The sequence below is a fragment of the Humitalea sp. 24SJ18S-53 genome (assembly GCF_050632385.1).
In the GTDB taxonomy this organism is placed as follows: Bacteria; Pseudomonadota; Alphaproteobacteria; order Acetobacterales; family Acetobacteraceae; genus Humitalea.
Genome location: NZ_CP192599.1, coordinates 1,350,275 through 1,366,048, shown reverse-complemented (window position 1 = coordinate 1,366,048; position 15,774 = coordinate 1,350,275). Strand labels below are relative to the sequence as shown.

The window sequence follows — 15,774 nt, the reverse complement described above, 5'->3', positions numbered from 1 at the left end:
TCTTCCTTATTCAGGCGCGGAACCTAGGTCCTGCGACGGGCTGGGACAAGTCGGCGAGATTCGGCTATGCGTGGCGACCATGCGTCGCGCCCTGATCCTCCTCCTCCTCGCCTCCCCTGCCCCGGTCCTGGCCCAGCCATGGGCAACCGAGGCCCAACGCGCCGCCGGGCGCCAGGCCATGGCCGCCTCCGTCGGTGGCCGCACGGCGGAGGCCGATGGCTTCGCCACCAACGCCGACCCGCTGGTGCGAAAAATCGTGACCTGGGACCGGCTGCAACGCCGTGGCCAGGCGGGCGCTTCGGAACTGGTGGCTTTCGCCGGGGAAAACCCCGACTGGCCGGCGCAGGACGCGCTGCTGCGACGGACCGAGGAAGCCCTGGCGACCGACTCCGATGACGCCCTGGCCATCGCCCATTTCGCCCGCTTCCCGGCCCGCACCCTGGATGGCGCCGCCCGCCAGGCCGACGCCCTGTCCCGCAGCGGTCGCGGCGCCGAGGCCGCCGCCCCGCTGCGCGCCGCCTGGATCAGCGCGACACCCGATGCGCTGGCCGAGGAATCGCTGCTGGCCCGCTACGCCGCCCTGCTGACCGCCGATGCCCATGCGGAACGCTTCGACCGCCTGGCCTGGTCGCGGGACTTCGCCGCCGCCGGTCGCCAGGCCCCGCGCCTGGACGGCAACCGCCGGGCGAACGCGAACCTGCGGCTGTCCATGGCCTCGGACGGGGCCGACCCGGACAGCGCGGCCTCGTCGCGCGACATCGGGGTCCTGGCCGAACGCGCCCGCCTGCTGCGCCGCCGCGACCGCGATGCCGAGGCCGCCGCCGTCTGGGCGACGGCCGCCCCCCTGCAGCGCAACCTGCCGGAGGCCGGGCAGCGAGCCATCTGGACCGAACGCCAGGTGCTGGCCCGCAAGCTGCTGCGCCTGGGCGACGCCCGCGCCGCCTATAACGTCGCCGCCAACCACGGCCAGGCCATCCCGGGCGAACCGCGGCAGGAGGCCGAGTTCCTGGCCGGCTGGTTCGCCCTGCGCAAGCTGGACGAACCGGCCATGGCCCAGCGCCATTTCGTCGCGGTCGGCGAAGGCGCGAACAGCGTGATCACCCGCGCCCGCAGCGGCTACTGGCAAGGCCGCGCCCTGATGGCGCAGCAGCAGACCGTCCGCGCCCGGGAAAAATTCGCCGAGGCCGCGGCGTACCCGACCGCCTTCTACGGGCAGTTGGCGGCCCTGGCCCTGGATCCCGACCCTGGCGCCCTTTCCGCCCGTATCAACGGCATCGTCACCGCGACCCTGACCCCGCCGCAGGTTGCGGGCTTTGGTGAGCGGGAGATGGTGCGCGCCGTGCTGGCGCTGAACGACCTCGGCTACAGCAGCCGCACCCGGCAGTTCCTGCTGCGGCTGGAGGATCTGGCACCCGACGCCGGCGACCGGCTGATGATCGCGCGTCTGGCCAATGTCACGGGCCGGCCGGACAACGCCGTCTGGGTCGCGCGCCGGGCCGGGGCCGATGGGGTGATGATCCACCCCGAAGGCTGGCCGACCCCGGTCGCCGCCCCCGATGGCGGCGCCGAGGCCGCGCTGGTCTTCGGGATCGCGCGGCAGGAGAGCAATTTCGACGCCTCGGCCGTCTCCTCGGCCAATGCGCGGGGGTTGATGCAGTTGATCCCCTCCACCGCCGCCGCCACGGCGCGGCGGGTGGGCGTGCCCTATGCGCTGCCGATGCTGACGCAGGACCCGTCGCTCAACCTGCGGCTGGGCTCGGCCTATCTGGCCGAGATGATGGATCGTTTTGGTGGGTCGGTGGTGCTGGCCGCGGCGGCCTACAACGCCGGGCCGCGTCGGGCGGATGAATGGATGGGCACCTACGGCGATCCGCGGGGCGGCACCGATCCGCTGGACTGGATCGAACAGATCCCGTTCAGCGAAACCCGCAACTACGTGCAGCGCATCATCGAGAACCTGGTGGTCTACCGCGCCCGCACCGCCGATGGCGGCGGGCGCGAGCATCCGCTGCGCCGGACCCTGCTGGTCGCCAACTGATGCGGCTGGTCCGGTACCACGCCGGCGACGGGCTGCCGTTGGCGGCGCGGGACTGGGCGGGGCCGGAAGACCGCACGCCGCTGCTCTGCCTGCCGGGCCTGTCGCGGACCAGCCTGGATTTCGCCCGGCTGGCCGCCCGCCACGGCGGCACGCGGCGGGTCGTGGCGCTGGATTACGCGGGGCACGGCGAAAGCGGCCGCTCCCAGGACCTCGGCCGCTATTCGGCCGAACATGCGCTGCGTGACGTGCTGGATTCCTGCGCGGCGCTGGGGCTGCACCGGGCGGTCGCGGTCGGGACATCCTTCGGCGGGCTGCTGTCGATGATCATCCCGGTGCTGCGCGCGACCTTGCTGCGCGGCGTGGTGCTGAACGACATCGGGCCGGCGCTGGAAGCACCGGGCCTGGATGACGTGCGGGATTTTGTCGGCACCGACCCCGCGCTGGCCGACCTGGATGCGGCGACGGCGCATGTGCGGCGCCACATGCCGCCACTCGGGCTGGACGATGCCGGCTGGCGGGACATGGCGGGGCTGACCTACGCCCAGGGCGAGGACGGGCGGCTGCACCCGCGCTGGGACATCCGCCTGGCCGAGGCCGCAAGCGGCGGCCCGCCGCCCGATCTGTGGCGGTTCTGGCAAGGCTCGGCGCAATTGCCGACCTTGCTGGTCTGGGGTGAGGAAAGCCGCTTGCTGAGCGCCGCCACGGTCGCCCGGATGCGGCGGGAAAAACCCGACCTGCGGGTGGTGTCGGTGCCGGGGGTCGGGCATGCGCCGCCACTGAGTGGCGCGGCGGTGGACCCGGTGCTGGATGATTTCCTCGATGGCATCGCTTAGCGACCGCGTCGCCTCGCTGGGCGGCGTCGGGCATCTGCGCCCTGCCCCCGGCACCTGGGGGTCGGCGGTGGTGCTGCCCTTTGCCTGGGCCGGGCCATGGGCCTGCCTGGCCGTGTCGGTGCTGTGCCTGGTGCTGGGGTTCTGGGCCCTGCGCGACCGGACCGACGATCCGGGCTGGGTCGTGGTGGATGAGGGTGCCGGCCAAGCGCTGGCCCTGGCCGCGGTGCCGGCCGTCGCGGGGCTTGGCTTCCTGGCCTGGGTGCTGGGCGCCTTCGCCCTGTTCCGCCTGTTCGACATCGCCAAGCCCGGTCCGATCGGCTGGATCGACCGGCAGCCCGGCGCGCTGGGGGTGATGGGGGATGACATGCTGGCCGGCGCTTTCGCCGCGATCGTGCTGATCTGCGCAAGGATATTTTTGTGATGCTGCCGCAATCGACCCTGGACCAATCCGCCGCCCTGCTGGCCGATTTGCAGGCCCGGGGCCTGTGGATCGCCACGGCCGAATCCTGCACCGGGGGGCTGGTGGCGGCGGCGCTAACCGCGATCGCGGGCAGTTCGGCCTGCGTGCACGGTGGCTTCGTGACCTATTCCAACGGTCAGAAGATGCAGATGCTGGGCGTGCCGGCGACGGTGCTGGAAAGCCATGGCGCGGTCAGCGAAGTCTGCGCGCGGGCGATGGCCGAGGGCGCGCTGCGGGCGACAGGCGCGGATGTCGCGGTCTCGACCACCGGCATCGCGGGGCCGGGCGGGGCGACGCCGGACAAGCCGGTGGGGCTGGTCTTCGTCGCCGCGGCACGGCGGGGCGGCGAGACGCGGGTGCTGCGCTTCGTGTTTCCGGGCGACCGGGCGGCGGTGCGGGCCGAGACGGTGGTGGCGGCGCTGAATCTGGCCCGCGCCAGCATCGCCTAAGGAGGCCGCCGTGTTCGACACCCCTGCCCTGCTGCTCTACATCGCCGCCGCCTTGCTGATCGCGGCCACACCCGGCCCCGGCATCTTCTACGTCGCCGCGCGCAGCCTGGCCGGCGGGCGCGGGGCGGGTATCGCTTCAAGCTTTGGGACCGGGCTGGGTGGCACGGTGCACATCGCGGCCGGCGCCTTTGGCGTCTCGGCGCTGGTGCTGGCCAGTGCCGAGGCTTTTGCCATGGTGAAGCTGGCGGGTGCGCTCTACCTCCTCTGGCTCGGGGTCAGGACCATCCGTGCGGCCAGGCAGGATCCGGCGGGGGTGACTGATGGGCTCCAGGGCCCCGGCGGCTTCCGGCAGGCGTTTCGCGAAGGCGCCGTGGTCGAGGCGCTGAACCCCAAGACGGCGGCCTTCTTCCTGGCCTTCGTACCGCAATTCATCGACCCGGCGCGGGGCGATGTCGCGGCGCAGTTCCTGGTGCTCGGGGCGATTTCGGTGGTGTTGAACACGGCCGTCGATGTCGGCGTCGCCTTCGGGGCCGGCTCGCTGCGCGATGGGCTGGCGACCCGGCCCATCATCATGCGGCGGATGCGGGAGGCCTCGGGCGCGGTGATGTGCGCGCTGGGCGCCACGCTGCTCTTCGCGCGGCGCCCGGCGGGCTGAGCGTCACACCGCGGCGCAGACCGCCCGTGCCGCGGTCAGCGCAACCTCGATCTGCGCCGCCGACACGTCCAGATGCGTGCAAGCCCGCACCCGCCCCGCCAGGGTGCTGACCATCACGCCCTTGGCACGCATCGCCCCGGCAAAGGCCTCGGCCGTCAGCCCGGCGCCGCGGGGATCGAAGAACACCAAATTGGTGTCGGGGGCTTCGACCACCATGCCCGGGATCTGCGACAGGCCGCGCGCCAGGGCGCGGGCGTTGTCGTGGTCTTCGGCCAGGCGGTCGACGTTGTGCTCGATCGCATAGAGGCAGGCGGCGGCGGAAATTCCGCCCTGGCGCATCGACCCGCCCAGCCGCTGCTTCCAGCGCCAGGCTTCGGAGATGAAGGCCTGGCTCCCCGCCAGCACGGCACCGAGCGGCGCGCCGAGCCCCTTGGTGAAATCCAACCAGACGCTGTCGCAGCCCGCGACCATTTCGGCCGCGGGGATGGCGGTCGCGACCACGGCATTCATCAGCCGGGCACCGTCCATGTGGGTGGCCAGGCCCGCCGCATGGCCGCGCGCCAGCACCGCATCCAACTGCGCCTGCGGCCAGACAACGCCGCCGCCGAGGTTGGCGGTCTGCTCAACCTCCAGCAGCGCCTGGGGCGGCGAATAGCGGCTGCGGGAGCGCAGGGCGGCCTCTAGCGTCGGCACGTCGAACAGGCCCCGCGCGCCGTCGAGCGGGTTCATCATGATGCCGCCGAGGGCCGCGTGGTTGCCGTGTTCACTGGTGATGATGTGCGCGGTGCGATGGGCCAGGACCTCATCGCCCGGGCGGCAATGCACCAGCAGGGCAACGACGTTGCACATGGTGCCGGAGGGCAGGAACATCGCCGCTTCCTTGCCCAGCAGGGCCGCCATGCGGTCGCACAGCGCCCAGACCGTGGGGTCGTCGCCATGCTGTTCGTCGCCGCAATCGGCGGCGTGCATGGCATCGCGCATCGCCGGCGTCGGGCGGGTCTGGGTGTCGGAGTAGAGATTGGCCAGGACCGGCGGGAGGGCGGGGTCCGGACGGGCGGGGATATAGGAAAAAGCGTTCATGCCCCGACCATGCCAGGGCCGATGCCCTACGTCACGTGGGCCGGGGCGGCACTCGGCGGGGCGATATTGCGGCCATAGAGCACGCGCGCCCGGCGTTCGAAGGCGCCGACCATCACCCGCACGGCCTCGTTGAACACCACGCCGATCACGGCCTGGAGCAAGGCACTGCGGAATTCGAAGTCGACGAAGAAATCGACCTCGCAGCCCTGCGCATGCGGCTTGAAGTTCCAGGTATTGTTCAAATAACGGAACGGTCCGTTTTCGTAGGTGACGCCCACCTGACTAGGCCGGTCCAAGGTCACGCGCGAACGGAAGGATTCGCGGAACATCTTGAAGCCGATGGTCAGGTCCGCGACGAGTTCCGTTTCGGTCCGGGTCAGCACCCGCGCGCCGACGCACCACGGTAAAAATTCCGGGTAGCGTCGGACATCGGCCACGAGTTCGAACATCTGTTCCGGCGAATGCCGGAAGATGCGCTTTTCCGCATGCGTCGGCATGTCAGGCCGCGAGCATCTTCGCCCGCGCGGCGCGCAGGGCCAGGAAGTCGCTGTCCGCGTGGTAGGACGACCGGGTCAGCGGCGTCGCCGAGACGACCAGGAACCCCTTCGCACGCGCCATCCGGGCGTAGTCCTCGAACTCGGCGGGGGGGACGAAGCGGTCCACGGCGGCGTGCTTCTTCGTCGGCTGCAAATATTGGCCGATGGTGAGGAAGTCGACGTCGGCGCTGCGCAGGTCATCCATCACCTGCAGCACTTCACCGCGGGTTTCGCCCAGGCCGACCATGATGCCTGACTTGGTGAAGATGGAGGGATCCTGCGCCTTCACCTGATCCAGCAGCCGCAGGGAATGGAAGTAGCGGGCGCCCGGGCGGATCGTCGGGTAGAGACGCGGCACGGTTTCCAGGTTGTGGTTGAACACATCGGGCCGGGCCGTAACGACCACCGGCAGGGCGCCGTCCTTGCGTAAAAAATCCGGCGTCAGGATTTCGATCGTGGTGTCCGGTGCCGAAGCGCGGATCGCGGCGATGGTCTCGGCGAAATGCAGCGCCCCGCCGTCCTTCAGGTCGTCCCGGTCCACGCTGGTGATGACGACGTGGCGCAGGCCCAGCTTGGCCACCGCATCGCCGACCCTGCGTGGCTCGTCGATATCCAGCGGGTTGGGCATACCGGTCGCGACATTGCAGAAGGCGCAGGCGCGGGTGCAGGTCTCGCCCATGATCATCATGGTCGCGTGGCGCTGCGACCAGCATTCGCCGATGTTCGGGCAGGCCGCTTCCTCGCAGACCGTGACCAGGCGGTTGGCCCGCATCAGTTCACGGGTCTCGTGGTAGATCGGGTGATTGGGCGCCTTGACCCTGATCCAATCCGGCTTGCGCTGGATGGGGTTGTCGGGGCGATTGGCCTTTTCCGGGTGCCGATCGGCCCCGGTCCGGGCATGATTGATCTCGACGCGCATAGGCTAGATGTGGATCACCCGGCCGTAAGCATCAAGCACCGACTCATGCATCGTTTCCGAGACGGTGGGATGCGGAAAGACCGTGTGCATCAATTCGGCTTCGGTGCTCTCCAGAGTCCGGGCAATGACGTAGCCCTGAATCAGCTCCGTCACCTCGGGCCCGACCATATGGGCCCCCAGCAATTCCCCGGTCTTGGCGTCGAAGACCGTCTTCACGAAACCTTCCGGCTCGCCCATGGCGATGGCCTTGCCATTGCCGATGAAGGGGAAGCGCCCGACCTTGAGGTCATGCCCCTTGGCCTTGGCCGCAGCCTCGGTCAGCCCGACCGAGGCGACCTGCGGGCGGCAATAGGTGCAGCCGGGGATGTTCATCACATCCATCGCATGCGGATGCAGCCCGGCGATATTCTCGACGCAGATCACCCCCTCATGGCTCGCCTTATGCGCGAGCCAGGGCGGGCCGGTCAGGTCGCCGATGGCATAGACCCCGGGTTCGCCGGTCCGGCCCATCGGGTCGGTGACGACATGGGTCCGATCGACGACGACCTTGGTGCCTTCCAGGCCGATGCCCTCGACATTGCCGACGATGCCGACGGCGGAGATCAGGCGGTCGGCCTTGATCTCGCTGACCTTGCCATCGACCTCGACCACCGCGGTCACGTCATCGGCGCCCTTGCGGACGCCCTGGACCTGCGCCTTGATCAGCACGGTCATGCCCTGCTTGGTAAAGGCCTTGTGGACGAAGGCGCCGACCTCGGCGTCCTCCACCGGCAGGATGCGGTCCATGACTTCGATCAGGGTCACCTGCGACCCCATGTTCTGGTAGAAGCTGGCGAATTCGCTGCCGATGGCACCGGACCCGATGACGATCAGCTTCTTGGGCAGCGCGGGCGGCGTCATCGCCTCGCGGTAGGTCCAGATCAGCTTGCCGTCGGCCTCGATGCCCGGGATGGTGCGGGCGCGCGCGCCCGTCGCCAGGATGATGTGCTTGGCCGCGAGATCCGCGACCGACTTCCCATCCTTGGTCACCGACAGCTTGCCCGGGCCGGCGAGCGCGCCCTGCCCGTCATAGACGGTGATCTTGTTCTTCTTCATCAGGTGCTTCACGCCGCCCGACAATTGGCCGGCGACGCCGCGCGACCGCTTGATCACCTTGGCGAAGTCGAAGCGGATGTTGTCGGCCGCGAAGCCATAGGCATCCAGCGTGTGCAGCAGGTGGTTGATCTCCGACGCGCGCAGCAGCGCCTTGGTCGGGATGCAGCCCCAGTTGAGGCAGATGCCGCCCAGGTTCTCGCGTTCGACCAACGCGACCTTCATCTTCAACTGCGCCGCGCGGATCGCCGCGACATAGCCGCCGGGACCACCGCCGACGACGATCAGGTCATAGGTTTCAGCCATCACGCCGCCTCCGCTGCCAGGTTTTTGAGCGCGTCGCCGCCAAGGCGCCGCGTGGTCCATTCATTCAGGCTTTGCGCGCCCATCGCGTCATAGGTCGCGATGGCCGGCGTATTCCAGTCCAGCACCGACCAGGCCAGGCGCCCGCCACCCTCGGCCAGGGTTTCGGCCGAAAGCCGGGCGAACAGCGCGCGCGCGATGCCGCGGCGGCGATAGGCCGGGTCGACCCAGAGGTCCTCCAGCCACCGGCCGGGCTTGGCCAGGAAGGTGGAGAAGGTCCAATGGTAGAGCGCCATGCCGGCGGGGATGCCGTCGACCTCGGCGATGAGGCAGCCGGCGCGACGAGGGGTGCCGAACAAAGCGTCGAAAAACTCGGGTTCGGTGCCCACCGCCTCATGGGCCAGGTGTTCGAACTCCGCCAGGGCGCGCACAAAGCCCGCGATGACCGGCACATCGCCAGGCACCGCGTCGCGCACCGACAAGGTCACAGCATGAGGCTCAGGGGGTCTTCGACGATCCGCTTGAACGCCGCCAGCCATTCGGCCGCCAGCGCGCCGTCGATCACCCGATGATCCACCGACAGGGTGACGGTCATCATGGTCGCGATGGCCAGCGCGCCGTTCTTCACCACGGCCCGCTGTTCGCCCGCGCCGACGGCCAGGATGCCGGCCTGCGGCGGGTTCACGATCGCCGCGAAATGGCTGACGCCGAACATGCCCATGTTGGAGATCGAGAAGCCGCCGCCCTGGAATTCCTCGGGCTTCAGCTTGCCGGTCTTGGCGCGTGCGGCCAGGTCCTTCATCTCGGCGCTGATCGTCGCCAGGCCCTTGCGGTCGGCCTGTTTCACGATGGGCGTGATCAGCCCGTCGGGGATCGACACAGCGACCGAGATATCGACGTCGTGGAACTGCAGGATCGCATCATCGGTCCACATCGCGTTCACGCCGGGGAACTTACGCAGCGTGGCGGCGGCGGCCTTGATAATGAGGTCGTTGACCGAAAGCTTGAACGCGCCCGGCCCTTCCTTGGGGCTTTTCGCGTTCAGGTCGGCGCGCAGCTTCAACGCCGCATCCAGCTCGATCTCCATCGAGGCGTAGAAGTGCGGGATGGTCTGCTTGGATTCCGACAGGCGCCGCGCGATGACCTTGCGCATGGTGCTGTTCGGCACGGCGGTATGGGCGGCCGAGACCGCGACGGGTGCTGCTTTCGGTGCCGGCGCGGCGACAGGTGCCGGGGCGGCAGCGGCGGCCGGAGCGGCGGTGGCGGGGCGCGACAGGGCGGCTTCCACATCCGCCTTCACGATCCGCCCCTGCGGGCCGGAGCCGGCGATGCTGGCCAGCGACAACCCGGCCTGGGCGGCCATGCGGCGGGCCAGGGGGGATGCGATGGTGCGGTCGCCCGGCTTCGGCGGGTCGGGTTGCGGGTTGAAGCCCTGGGCCGCGCCCGGCGAAACGGGTGCCGGGGCGGTGGTCACGGGCGCGGGCGCCGGTGCGGGGGCAGCGGCAGCCGGGACTGCGGCGGCGCTCGGCACCGCCTCGCCCTTCTCCACCAACACCGCGATGGGGTCGTTGACCTTCACCCCGGCCGTGCCATCGGCGACCAGGATCTTGCCGAGGATGCCCTCATCCACGGCTTCGACTTCCATCGTCGCCTTGTCGGTCTCGATCTCGGCGATGATGTCGCCGGCCTTGACGGTGTCGCCTTCCTTCTTGAGCCAGCGGGCCAAGGTGCCCTCGGTCATCGTGGGGCTCAGCGCCGGCATCAGGATGTTGGTCGCCATGGTCCGCCCCCCTACTTGTAGGTTACGCTTTTGACGGCATCGATCACCTGTTCGACCCGCGGCAAGGCGAGCTTTTCCAGGTTCGCGGCATAGGGCATCGGGACATCAAGCCCATGCACCCGCACCGGCGGCGCATCGAGGTCGTCGAAGCAGCTTTCGATCATCTGCATCGCGATTTCGGCGCCCATCCCGGCGAAGGGCCAGCCCTCCTCCAAGGTCACCAGGCGGTTGGTCTTGCGGACCGATGCGGCGATGGTTTCCGTATCCAGCGGGCGCAGCGAACGCAGGTTGATGACCTCCGCGCTGATGCCCATCTCGGCCAGCTTGTCGGCCGCCTGCATCGCCATCCCGACCATGATCGAGAAGGCGACGATGGTGACATCGGTGCCCGCGCGTTCGATCTTGGCCTTGCCGATCGGCAGCACGAAATCCTCGTCGGTCGGGCAGTCGAAGGACTGGCCGTAGAGGATTTCGTTTTCCAGGAAAATGACCGGGTTCGGGTCGCGGATCGCGGCCCGCAGCAAGCCCTTGGCATCCGCCGCCGACCAGGGAGCGACGACCTTCAGCCCCGGGCAATGCGCGTACCAGGACGCGTAGCATTGGGAATGCTGAGCGGCGACGCGGCTGGCCGCGCCATTGGCGCCGCGGAACACGATCGGGCACCCCAACTGGCCACCCGACATGTACAGCGTCTTCGCCGCCGAATTGATGATCTGGTCGATCGCCTGCATCGAGAAGTTGAACGTCATGTATTCGACGATCGGCCGCAGCCCGTTCATCGCGGCACCCACCGCCATGCCGGTAAAGCCATGTTCGGTGATCGGCATGTCGATGACGCGCTTGGGCCCGAACTCGTCCAGCAGGCCCTGGCTGATCTTGTAGGCGCCCTGGTACTGGCCGACTTCCTCACCCATCAGGAAGACGTCGGAATTGGCGCGCATCTCGGCGGCCATGGCGTCGCGCAGCGCTTCACGGACGGTGATGTGGGCGGTCGGGCCCCAGTCCTTTTCGGCGGCGGCGACGGGTGCTGCGGGAACCGATGGCGCGGGCTTGGGCGTCGGCAGCCCCATGGGGGCGACCGCGGCGGCAGCGACCGTCGCCTTGGTGTCGCCGCCATCCAGTTCGGCGATGGCGGCATTGACCTGCACACCCTCGGTGCCGGCCAGGACCAGGATGCGCGTCAGCACGCCCTCATCCACGGCTTCCACTTCCATGGTCGCCTTGTCGGTCTCGATCTCGGCGATCACGTCGCCGGACTTCACGTTGTCGCCCTCGTTCTTCAGCCAGCGGGCGAGCTTGCCCTCCGTCATGGTGGGGGACAGCGCGGGCATCAGGATAACGGCGCCCATGGCTCAGGCCTCCACCAGGATATCAGTCCAGAGTTCGCTCTCGTCGGGTTCCGGGCTGCTCTGGGCGAACTCCGCGGAATCGGCGACGATCGCCTTCACCTCGTCGTCGATGGTCTTCAGGTCGGCCTCGGTCACGCCATTGGCCAGCAGATGCGTGCGCAGGGTGTCGATGCAGTCGTGCTGCTCGCGCATTTTTTGGACTTCCTCCCGCGTCCGGTACTTGGCGGGGTCGGACATGGAATGGCCGCGGTAGCGGTAGGTCTTCATCTCCAGCAGGTACGGCCCAAGCCCGGCGCGGCAATGCGCGACGGCGCGGGCGCCGGCTTCGGCCACGGCTTCCACGCTCATGCCGTCCACCTGCTCACCAGGGATGCCCCAGGGCGAGCCGTTCTGCGACAGGTCGCGCGACGCGCTGGCGCGCTCGACGCTGGTGCCCATGCCGTAGCGGTTGTTCTCGATGACAAAGATGCAGGGCAGCTTCAGCAGCGCCGCCAGGTTCAGGCTTTCGAAGACCTGGCCCTGGTTGGACGCGCCCTCGCCGAAATACGTCACCGAGACATTGTCGTTGCCCCGATACATGTTGCTGAAGGCAAGGCCCGCGCCGAGCGAGACCTGCGCGCCGACGATCCCATGCCCGCCGAAAAAGCCCTTCTCGCGGCTGAACATGTGCATCGAGCCGCCCTTCCCCTTGGAATAGCCGCCGATGCGCCCGGTCAGTTCCGCCATGACGCCGCGCGCCTCCATGCCGGTCGCCAGCATGTGGCCGTGGTCGCGATAGGAGGTGATGACCTCATCGCCCTGCTTCAGGCAGATCTGCATGCCGACCACCACGGCTTCCTGGCCGATGTACAGGTGGCAGAAGCCGCCGATCAGGCCCATGCCGTACAACTGGCCGGCCTTCTCCTCGAAACGGCGTATCAGCAGCATGTCGCGGTAGGCCCGGCGCAGGCTGGCCTGGTCGAGGCCGGCTTTTGGGGCGGCCTTGCCGCGGCGCTTGGTGGTGGCGTCGGCGCTTTGGGCCATGCGTCTCTCCCCAGGGCGTGGTCCCGGCGAAGGGCGCCGGGGGGTGTATTCGCACACCTACCCCCCGTATCTGCGCCATGCAAGGCGCGTAGCAAATCCCGAAACCCTTGTGCTGCAACGCAAAACGGCAGTTGCCCGATTTTTGGTTAAGTTTCACGCGCCCGACAAAACATCGTTCCGCATGGCAGGACGATCACCCACCGGGGCGGCGCGGCAGCCCCAGGGGGACGATGATCTCGTCCCTGCCAACAAAGTTGAGCAGGCTGCGCGCCCGTTCGTCCAATTGATCCGCATCGATGCGGTCGCCCCGCAGCCCCTGGACGCGGCGTTCCAGCGCGTCGCGCTCGGCTTCGGACCGCGTCAGTTCCGCGCGCGCGGTGATGATTTCGGCGGCGCGGCGTTCCTGCGCCTCAAGCCCGCGGTCGCCGTTGATCGTGTGCCAGGCGAAAAACGCGACCACCAGGCCGCAGGCCGCCGGCAGGGTGATCGCCTTGATCCAGCGTAGAAGAACACGGCCCATGCGACGCTCCGCCGGGGAAGCGACAGCGCCCCGATTCGCATCACAGAAAAGCACGATTTCAGCGGGATGCAAGCCTCGGTTGTGAGGCTTGTACCGAAATCCGCCGGTTAGCGGCGCAGCGCGCCCCCGCCGGCATAACGCGCCGCGGTGCCAAGGTCCTGCTCGATGCGGATCAGCTGGTTGTACTTGGCCAGCCGGTCCGACCGCGACAGGCTGCCGGTCTTGATCTGGCCGCAGTTCGTGGCGACCGCGAGATCCGCGATGGTCGCGTCCTCCGTCTCACCGGACCGATGCGACATGACGCAGCGGTAGCCCGCGCGATGTGCCATCTCGACCGCTTCCAGGGTTTCGGTCAGCGTGCCGATCTGGTTGACCTTGACCAGGATGGCATTGGCCGTGCCGGTCTCGATCCCGCGCGCCAGGCGCTCCGGGTTGGTCACGAACAGATCGTCGCCGACCAATTGCACGGTGCCGCCCAGGCGTTCCGTCAGCGCCTTCCAGCCGGCCCAGTCATCCTCCGACATGCCGTCCTCGATCGAGACGATGGGCCACTTGGCGCAAAGCGCCGCCAGGTAGTCGACCATGCCGCCGGAATCGAGCGTCTTGCCCTCGCCCTCGATCTTGTACAGGCCGTCGCGGTAGAATTCGGTCGCGGCGCAATCGAGCGCGAAGACCACGTCCTGGCCGACGCGATGGCCGGCGGCCTCACAGGCCTCGGCGATGAAGGCCAGGGCCTCGTCGGCCGAACCGATGTTCGGGGCGAAGCCGCCCTCGTCGCCGACGTTGGTGTTGTGGCCCGCGGCCTTCAGCTTCTTCTTCAGCGACTGGAAGATTTCCGCGCCGATCCGCACCGCGTCGGCCATGCTGCCGGCGGCGACCGGCATCACCATGAATTCCTGGATGTCGATCGGATTATCGGCATGCTGGCCGCCGTTGATGATGTTCATCATCGGCACCGGCAGGGTGCGGGCGAACACGCCGCCGACATGGCGATACAGCGGGATGCCGAGCGACTGCGCCGCCGCCTTGGCCGTCGCCAGCGACACCGCCAGGATCGCATTGGCGCCGAGCCGCGCCTTGTTCGGCGTGCCGTCCAATTCGATCATCGCCTCGTCGATCGCGACCTGTTCGAAGGCATCCAGCCCGGACAGGGCGTCGAAGATCTCGCCCTCGACCGCCGCACAGGCTTGGCGAACACCCTTGCCGCCGAAGCGGGCGGCATCGCCGTCGCGCAGTTCCACCGCCTCATGCGCGCCGGTGCTGGCGCCGGAGGGGACGATGGCGGTGCCGCGGGCACCGTCTTCGAGCAGCACCTCCGCCTCGACCGTCGGATTGCCGCGGCTGTCGAGGACTTCGCGGGCGATGATGTCGGCGATGGCGGGCATGGCAATTCCCCTGGGCGGATATGGGGCGCCGATAGGGGTTTGCGGGCCGGGCTGCAAGCGGGGGGGGGGAACCGGATGGTGGGCGCTACAGGGATTGAACCTGTGACCTTCCCCGTGTCAGGGGGACGCTCTCCCGCTGAGCTAAGCGCCCATCCGTCGGGAGGGGCGCATTAGCGCGGGTGGCGCGCGGCGGCAAGCGCCCGCTTCGTCATGGCAGTCGTTTTCATGACCACGGCGTGTCATTCCGCGCGTGACAGACCCCCGCCGCTGTGGTGCAACACAAGGGCCGATGGACCTTCCGCACCACCCCGATCACCCCGCCCCCCCTTGCGTGCTGACGCGGCCGAAGCGCCAGGTCGCGCCGATCGTCTTCGCCTCGGCCCATTCGGGGCGCGACTATCCGCCGCTGTTCCTGGCCGAAAGCCGCCTGGACGCGATCAGCCTGCGGCGTAGCGAGGATAGTTTCGTCGAACAGCTTTTCGCCCAGGCCCCGGCGCTGGGCATGCCGCTGCTGGCCGCGACGTTTCCCCGGGTCTATTGCGACGCCAACCGGGAACCGTGGGAATTGGACCCCGGCATGTTCGACGGGCCGCTGCCGGCCTGGGTGAACAGCCAAAGCCCCCGGGTCGGGGCCGGACTCGGCACCCTGGCCCGGGTCGCGGCCTCTGGCGAGGCGGTCTACAGCCGCCGCATCCCCTTCGCCGAGGCCGAGGCCCGGGTGCGGAACTGTTGGGAGCCATATCACGCCGCCCTGTCGGGGCTGATCGCCGAAACCGTCGCGGCATTCGGCTGCTGTCTGCTGATCGACTGCCATTCGATGCCCGCCCATCCCGCGCATGGGCAGGACCCGCCGGACATGGTGCTGGGCGACGCCCATGGCACCGCCTGCGCCCCCCGCGCGACGCGCCTGGTCGAGGAAGGGTTGCAGGGCCTGGGCTACCGCGTGCGGCGCAACGACCCCTATGCCGGCGGCTACGTCACCCGCCACTACGGCCGCCCGCGGGACAATGTGCACGCGGTGCAGATCGAGATCGCCCGGTCGCTCTACATGGACGAGGCCGCGATTCGCCCGCATGCGGGGCTTGAGGTCCTGGCGGCGCGTTTGACGGGGCTGATGACGGAATTGGCCGGACGCGACTGGTCCTGGCTGCGGCGCTAAAGCGCCACGCAACGAGACGACCCCACAAAAAAAGGCGGCGGTGCCCGAGGGCACCGCCGAGTTTAGGGAGGAAACGTCCAAGAAAGACAGCGAACCGGCGAACCGTCTCGCTGCCCGACCCCTAGATAGGTGAGAGATCGCTGGTGCGCAAGTGTGTTTTTGCGATGCAGCAAACTTCCCTTCCGTGACGCTG

General features: G+C 69.0%; 16 protein-coding genes and 1 tRNA gene. 6 read left to right on the top strand and 11 right to left on the bottom strand.

The window, feature by feature from the left end; genetic code table 11:
* The first annotated feature begins 79 nt into the window (after positions 1-79).
* The 5 genes from ACQW02_RS06660 to ACQW02_RS06640 are packed head-to-tail and all read left to right on the top strand — an operon-like array spanning position 80 to position 4,435.
* Positions 80-2,038, top strand: a complete 1,959-nt coding sequence (locus ACQW02_RS06660) for a lytic transglycosylase domain-containing protein (protein ID WP_431284488.1) — start codon at positions 80-82, stop codon at positions 2,036-2,038.
* Entirely contained in the window at positions 2,038-2,871 is an 834-nt protein-coding gene (locus ACQW02_RS06655; RefSeq protein WP_431284487.1) for an alpha/beta fold hydrolase, read from the top strand. The genes ACQW02_RS06660 and ACQW02_RS06655 overlap by 1 nt, the downstream gene beginning before the upstream one ends.
* Positions 2,858-3,292 carry a phosphatidylglycerophosphatase A family protein gene (locus ACQW02_RS06650; RefSeq protein WP_431284486.1) on the top strand — a complete coding sequence of 145 codons (435 nt, stop codon included), beginning with the start codon at positions 2,858-2,860 and terminating at the stop codon, positions 3,290-3,292. Before ACQW02_RS06655 ends, ACQW02_RS06650 begins: the two co-directional genes overlap by 14 nt.
* The gene (locus tag ACQW02_RS06645) at positions 3,292-3,780 is read left to right on the top strand and encodes a CinA family protein (RefSeq protein ID WP_431284485.1); all 489 of its coding nucleotides are present in this window, start codon (positions 3,292-3,294) and stop codon (positions 3,778-3,780) included. The genes ACQW02_RS06650 and ACQW02_RS06645 overlap by 1 nt, the downstream gene beginning before the upstream one ends.
* Positions 3,781-3,790: 10 nt before the next feature.
* Positions 3,791-4,435, top strand: a complete 645-nt coding sequence (locus ACQW02_RS06640; RefSeq protein WP_431284484.1) for a LysE family translocator — start codon at positions 3,791-3,793, stop codon at positions 4,433-4,435.
* 3 nt (positions 4,436-4,438) lie between these two features.
* Here the strand turns inward: ACQW02_RS06640 and ACQW02_RS06635 are convergent, their stop codons facing one another.
* The 11 genes from ACQW02_RS06635 to ACQW02_RS06585 all read right to left on the bottom strand — a co-directional run bounded on the left by ACQW02_RS06635 (position 4,439) and on the right by ACQW02_RS06585 (position 14,573).
* Positions 4,439-5,515 (bottom strand): threonine aldolase family protein, encoded by a 1,077-nt coding sequence (locus tag ACQW02_RS06635; RefSeq protein WP_431284483.1) that lies wholly within the window; start codon positions 5,513-5,515, stop codon positions 4,439-4,441.
* A 26-nt stretch (positions 5,516-5,541) separates the two neighbouring features.
* On the bottom strand, positions 5,542-6,012 hold the full coding sequence (locus ACQW02_RS06630; RefSeq protein WP_431284482.1) for a type II toxin-antitoxin system RatA family toxin: 471 nt from the start codon (positions 6,010-6,012) through the stop codon (positions 5,542-5,544).
* A gap of 1 nt (position 6,013) precedes the next feature.
* Entirely contained in the window at positions 6,014-6,970 is a 957-nt protein-coding gene (lipA, locus tag ACQW02_RS06625; RefSeq protein WP_431284481.1) for a lipoyl synthase, read from the bottom strand.
* 3 nt (positions 6,971-6,973) lie between these two features.
* Positions 6,974-8,368 carry a dihydrolipoyl dehydrogenase gene (lpdA, locus tag ACQW02_RS06620; protein WP_431284480.1) on the bottom strand — a complete coding sequence of 465 codons (1,395 nt, stop codon included), beginning with the start codon at positions 8,366-8,368 and terminating at the stop codon, positions 6,974-6,976.
* The gene (locus ACQW02_RS06615; protein WP_431284479.1) at positions 8,368-8,853 is read right to left on the bottom strand and encodes a GNAT family N-acetyltransferase; all 486 of its coding nucleotides are present in this window, start codon (positions 8,851-8,853) and stop codon (positions 8,368-8,370) included. Before ACQW02_RS06615 ends, lpdA begins: the two co-directional genes overlap by 1 nt.
* Complete coding sequence (locus tag ACQW02_RS06610) at positions 8,850-10,145, bottom strand: pyruvate dehydrogenase complex dihydrolipoamide acetyltransferase (protein ID WP_431284478.1); 1,296 nt, start codon at positions 10,143-10,145, stop codon at positions 8,850-8,852. Before ACQW02_RS06610 ends, ACQW02_RS06615 begins: the two co-directional genes overlap by 4 nt.
* 11 nt (positions 10,146-10,156) lie before the next feature.
* Positions 10,157-11,494: a pyruvate dehydrogenase complex E1 component subunit beta gene (locus ACQW02_RS06605; RefSeq protein ID WP_431284477.1), complete on the bottom strand. Its 1,338-nt coding sequence runs from the start codon at positions 11,492-11,494 to the stop codon at positions 10,157-10,159.
* Between the two features lie 3 nt (positions 11,495-11,497).
* Positions 11,498-12,517, bottom strand: a complete 1,020-nt coding sequence (pdhA, locus tag ACQW02_RS06600; RefSeq protein WP_431284476.1) for a pyruvate dehydrogenase (acetyl-transferring) E1 component subunit alpha — start codon at positions 12,515-12,517, stop codon at positions 11,498-11,500.
* 193 nt (positions 12,518-12,710) lie between these two features.
* Positions 12,711-13,037, bottom strand: coding sequence for an FtsB family cell division protein (locus ACQW02_RS06595; protein ID WP_431284475.1), 327 nt, complete (start codon positions 13,035-13,037; stop codon positions 12,711-12,713).
* Positions 13,038-13,144: 107 nt separating this feature from the next.
* Positions 13,145-14,422, bottom strand: a complete 1,278-nt coding sequence (gene eno, locus ACQW02_RS06590; protein ID WP_431284474.1) for a phosphopyruvate hydratase — start codon at positions 14,420-14,422, stop codon at positions 13,145-13,147.
* Positions 14,423-14,498: 76 nt separating this feature from the next.
* Positions 14,499-14,573, bottom strand: a tRNA-Val gene (locus ACQW02_RS06585).
* 138 nt (positions 14,574-14,711) lie between these two features.
* On the opposite strand from ACQW02_RS06585, the gene ACQW02_RS06580 reads away from it, so the two are divergent.
* Positions 14,712-15,581 carry an N-formylglutamate amidohydrolase gene (locus ACQW02_RS06580; RefSeq protein ID WP_431284473.1) on the top strand — a complete coding sequence of 290 codons (870 nt, stop codon included), beginning with the start codon at positions 14,712-14,714 and terminating at the stop codon, positions 15,579-15,581.
* Positions 15,582-15,774: the final 193 nt, after the last annotated feature.

What these genes read in the sequence shown, in the direction of transcription:
- ACQW02_RS06660 (WP_431284488.1), top strand. Translation starts at nt 80, where the DNA reads ATGCGTCGCGCCCTGATCCTCCTCCTCCTCGCCTCCCCTGCCCCGGTC.
- ACQW02_RS06655 (WP_431284487.1), top strand. Translation starts at nt 2,038, where the DNA reads ATGCGGCTGGTCCGGTACCACGCCGGCGACGGGCTGCCGTTGGCGGCG.
- ACQW02_RS06650 (WP_431284486.1), top strand. Translation starts at nt 2,858, where the DNA reads ATGGCATCGCTTAGCGACCGCGTCGCCTCGCTGGGCGGCGTCGGGCAT.
- ACQW02_RS06645 (WP_431284485.1), top strand. Translation starts at nt 3,292, where the DNA reads ATGCTGCCGCAATCGACCCTGGACCAATCCGCCGCCCTGCTGGCCGAT.
- ACQW02_RS06635 (WP_431284483.1), bottom strand. Translation starts at nt 5,515, where the DNA reads ATGAACGCTTTTTCCTATATCCCCGCCCGTCCGGACCCCGCCCTCCCG.
- ACQW02_RS06630 (WP_431284482.1), bottom strand. Translation starts at nt 6,012, where the DNA reads ATGCCGACGCATGCGGAAAAGCGCATCTTCCGGCATTCGCCGGAACAG.
- lipA (WP_431284481.1), bottom strand. Translation starts at nt 6,970, where the DNA reads ATGCGCGTCGAGATCAATCATGCCCGGACCGGGGCCGATCGGCACCCG.
- lpdA (WP_431284480.1), bottom strand. Translation starts at nt 8,368, where the DNA reads ATGGCTGAAACCTATGACCTGATCGTCGTCGGCGGTGGTCCCGGCGGC.
- ACQW02_RS06610 (WP_431284478.1), bottom strand. Translation starts at nt 10,145, where the DNA reads ATGGCGACCAACATCCTGATGCCGGCGCTGAGCCCCACGATGACCGAG.
- ACQW02_RS06605 (WP_431284477.1), bottom strand. Translation starts at nt 11,494, where the DNA reads ATGGGCGCCGTTATCCTGATGCCCGCGCTGTCCCCCACCATGACGGAG.
- pdhA (WP_431284476.1), bottom strand. Translation starts at nt 12,517, where the DNA reads ATGGCCCAAAGCGCCGACGCCACCACCAAGCGCCGCGGCAAGGCCGCC.
- ACQW02_RS06595 (WP_431284475.1), bottom strand. Translation starts at nt 13,037, where the DNA reads ATGGGCCGTGTTCTTCTACGCTGGATCAAGGCGATCACCCTGCCGGCG.
- eno (WP_431284474.1), bottom strand. Translation starts at nt 14,422, where the DNA reads ATGCCCGCCATCGCCGACATCATCGCCCGCGAAGTCCTCGACAGCCGC.
- ACQW02_RS06580 (WP_431284473.1), top strand. Translation starts at nt 14,712, where the DNA reads ATGGACCTTCCGCACCACCCCGATCACCCCGCCCCCCCTTGCGTGCTG.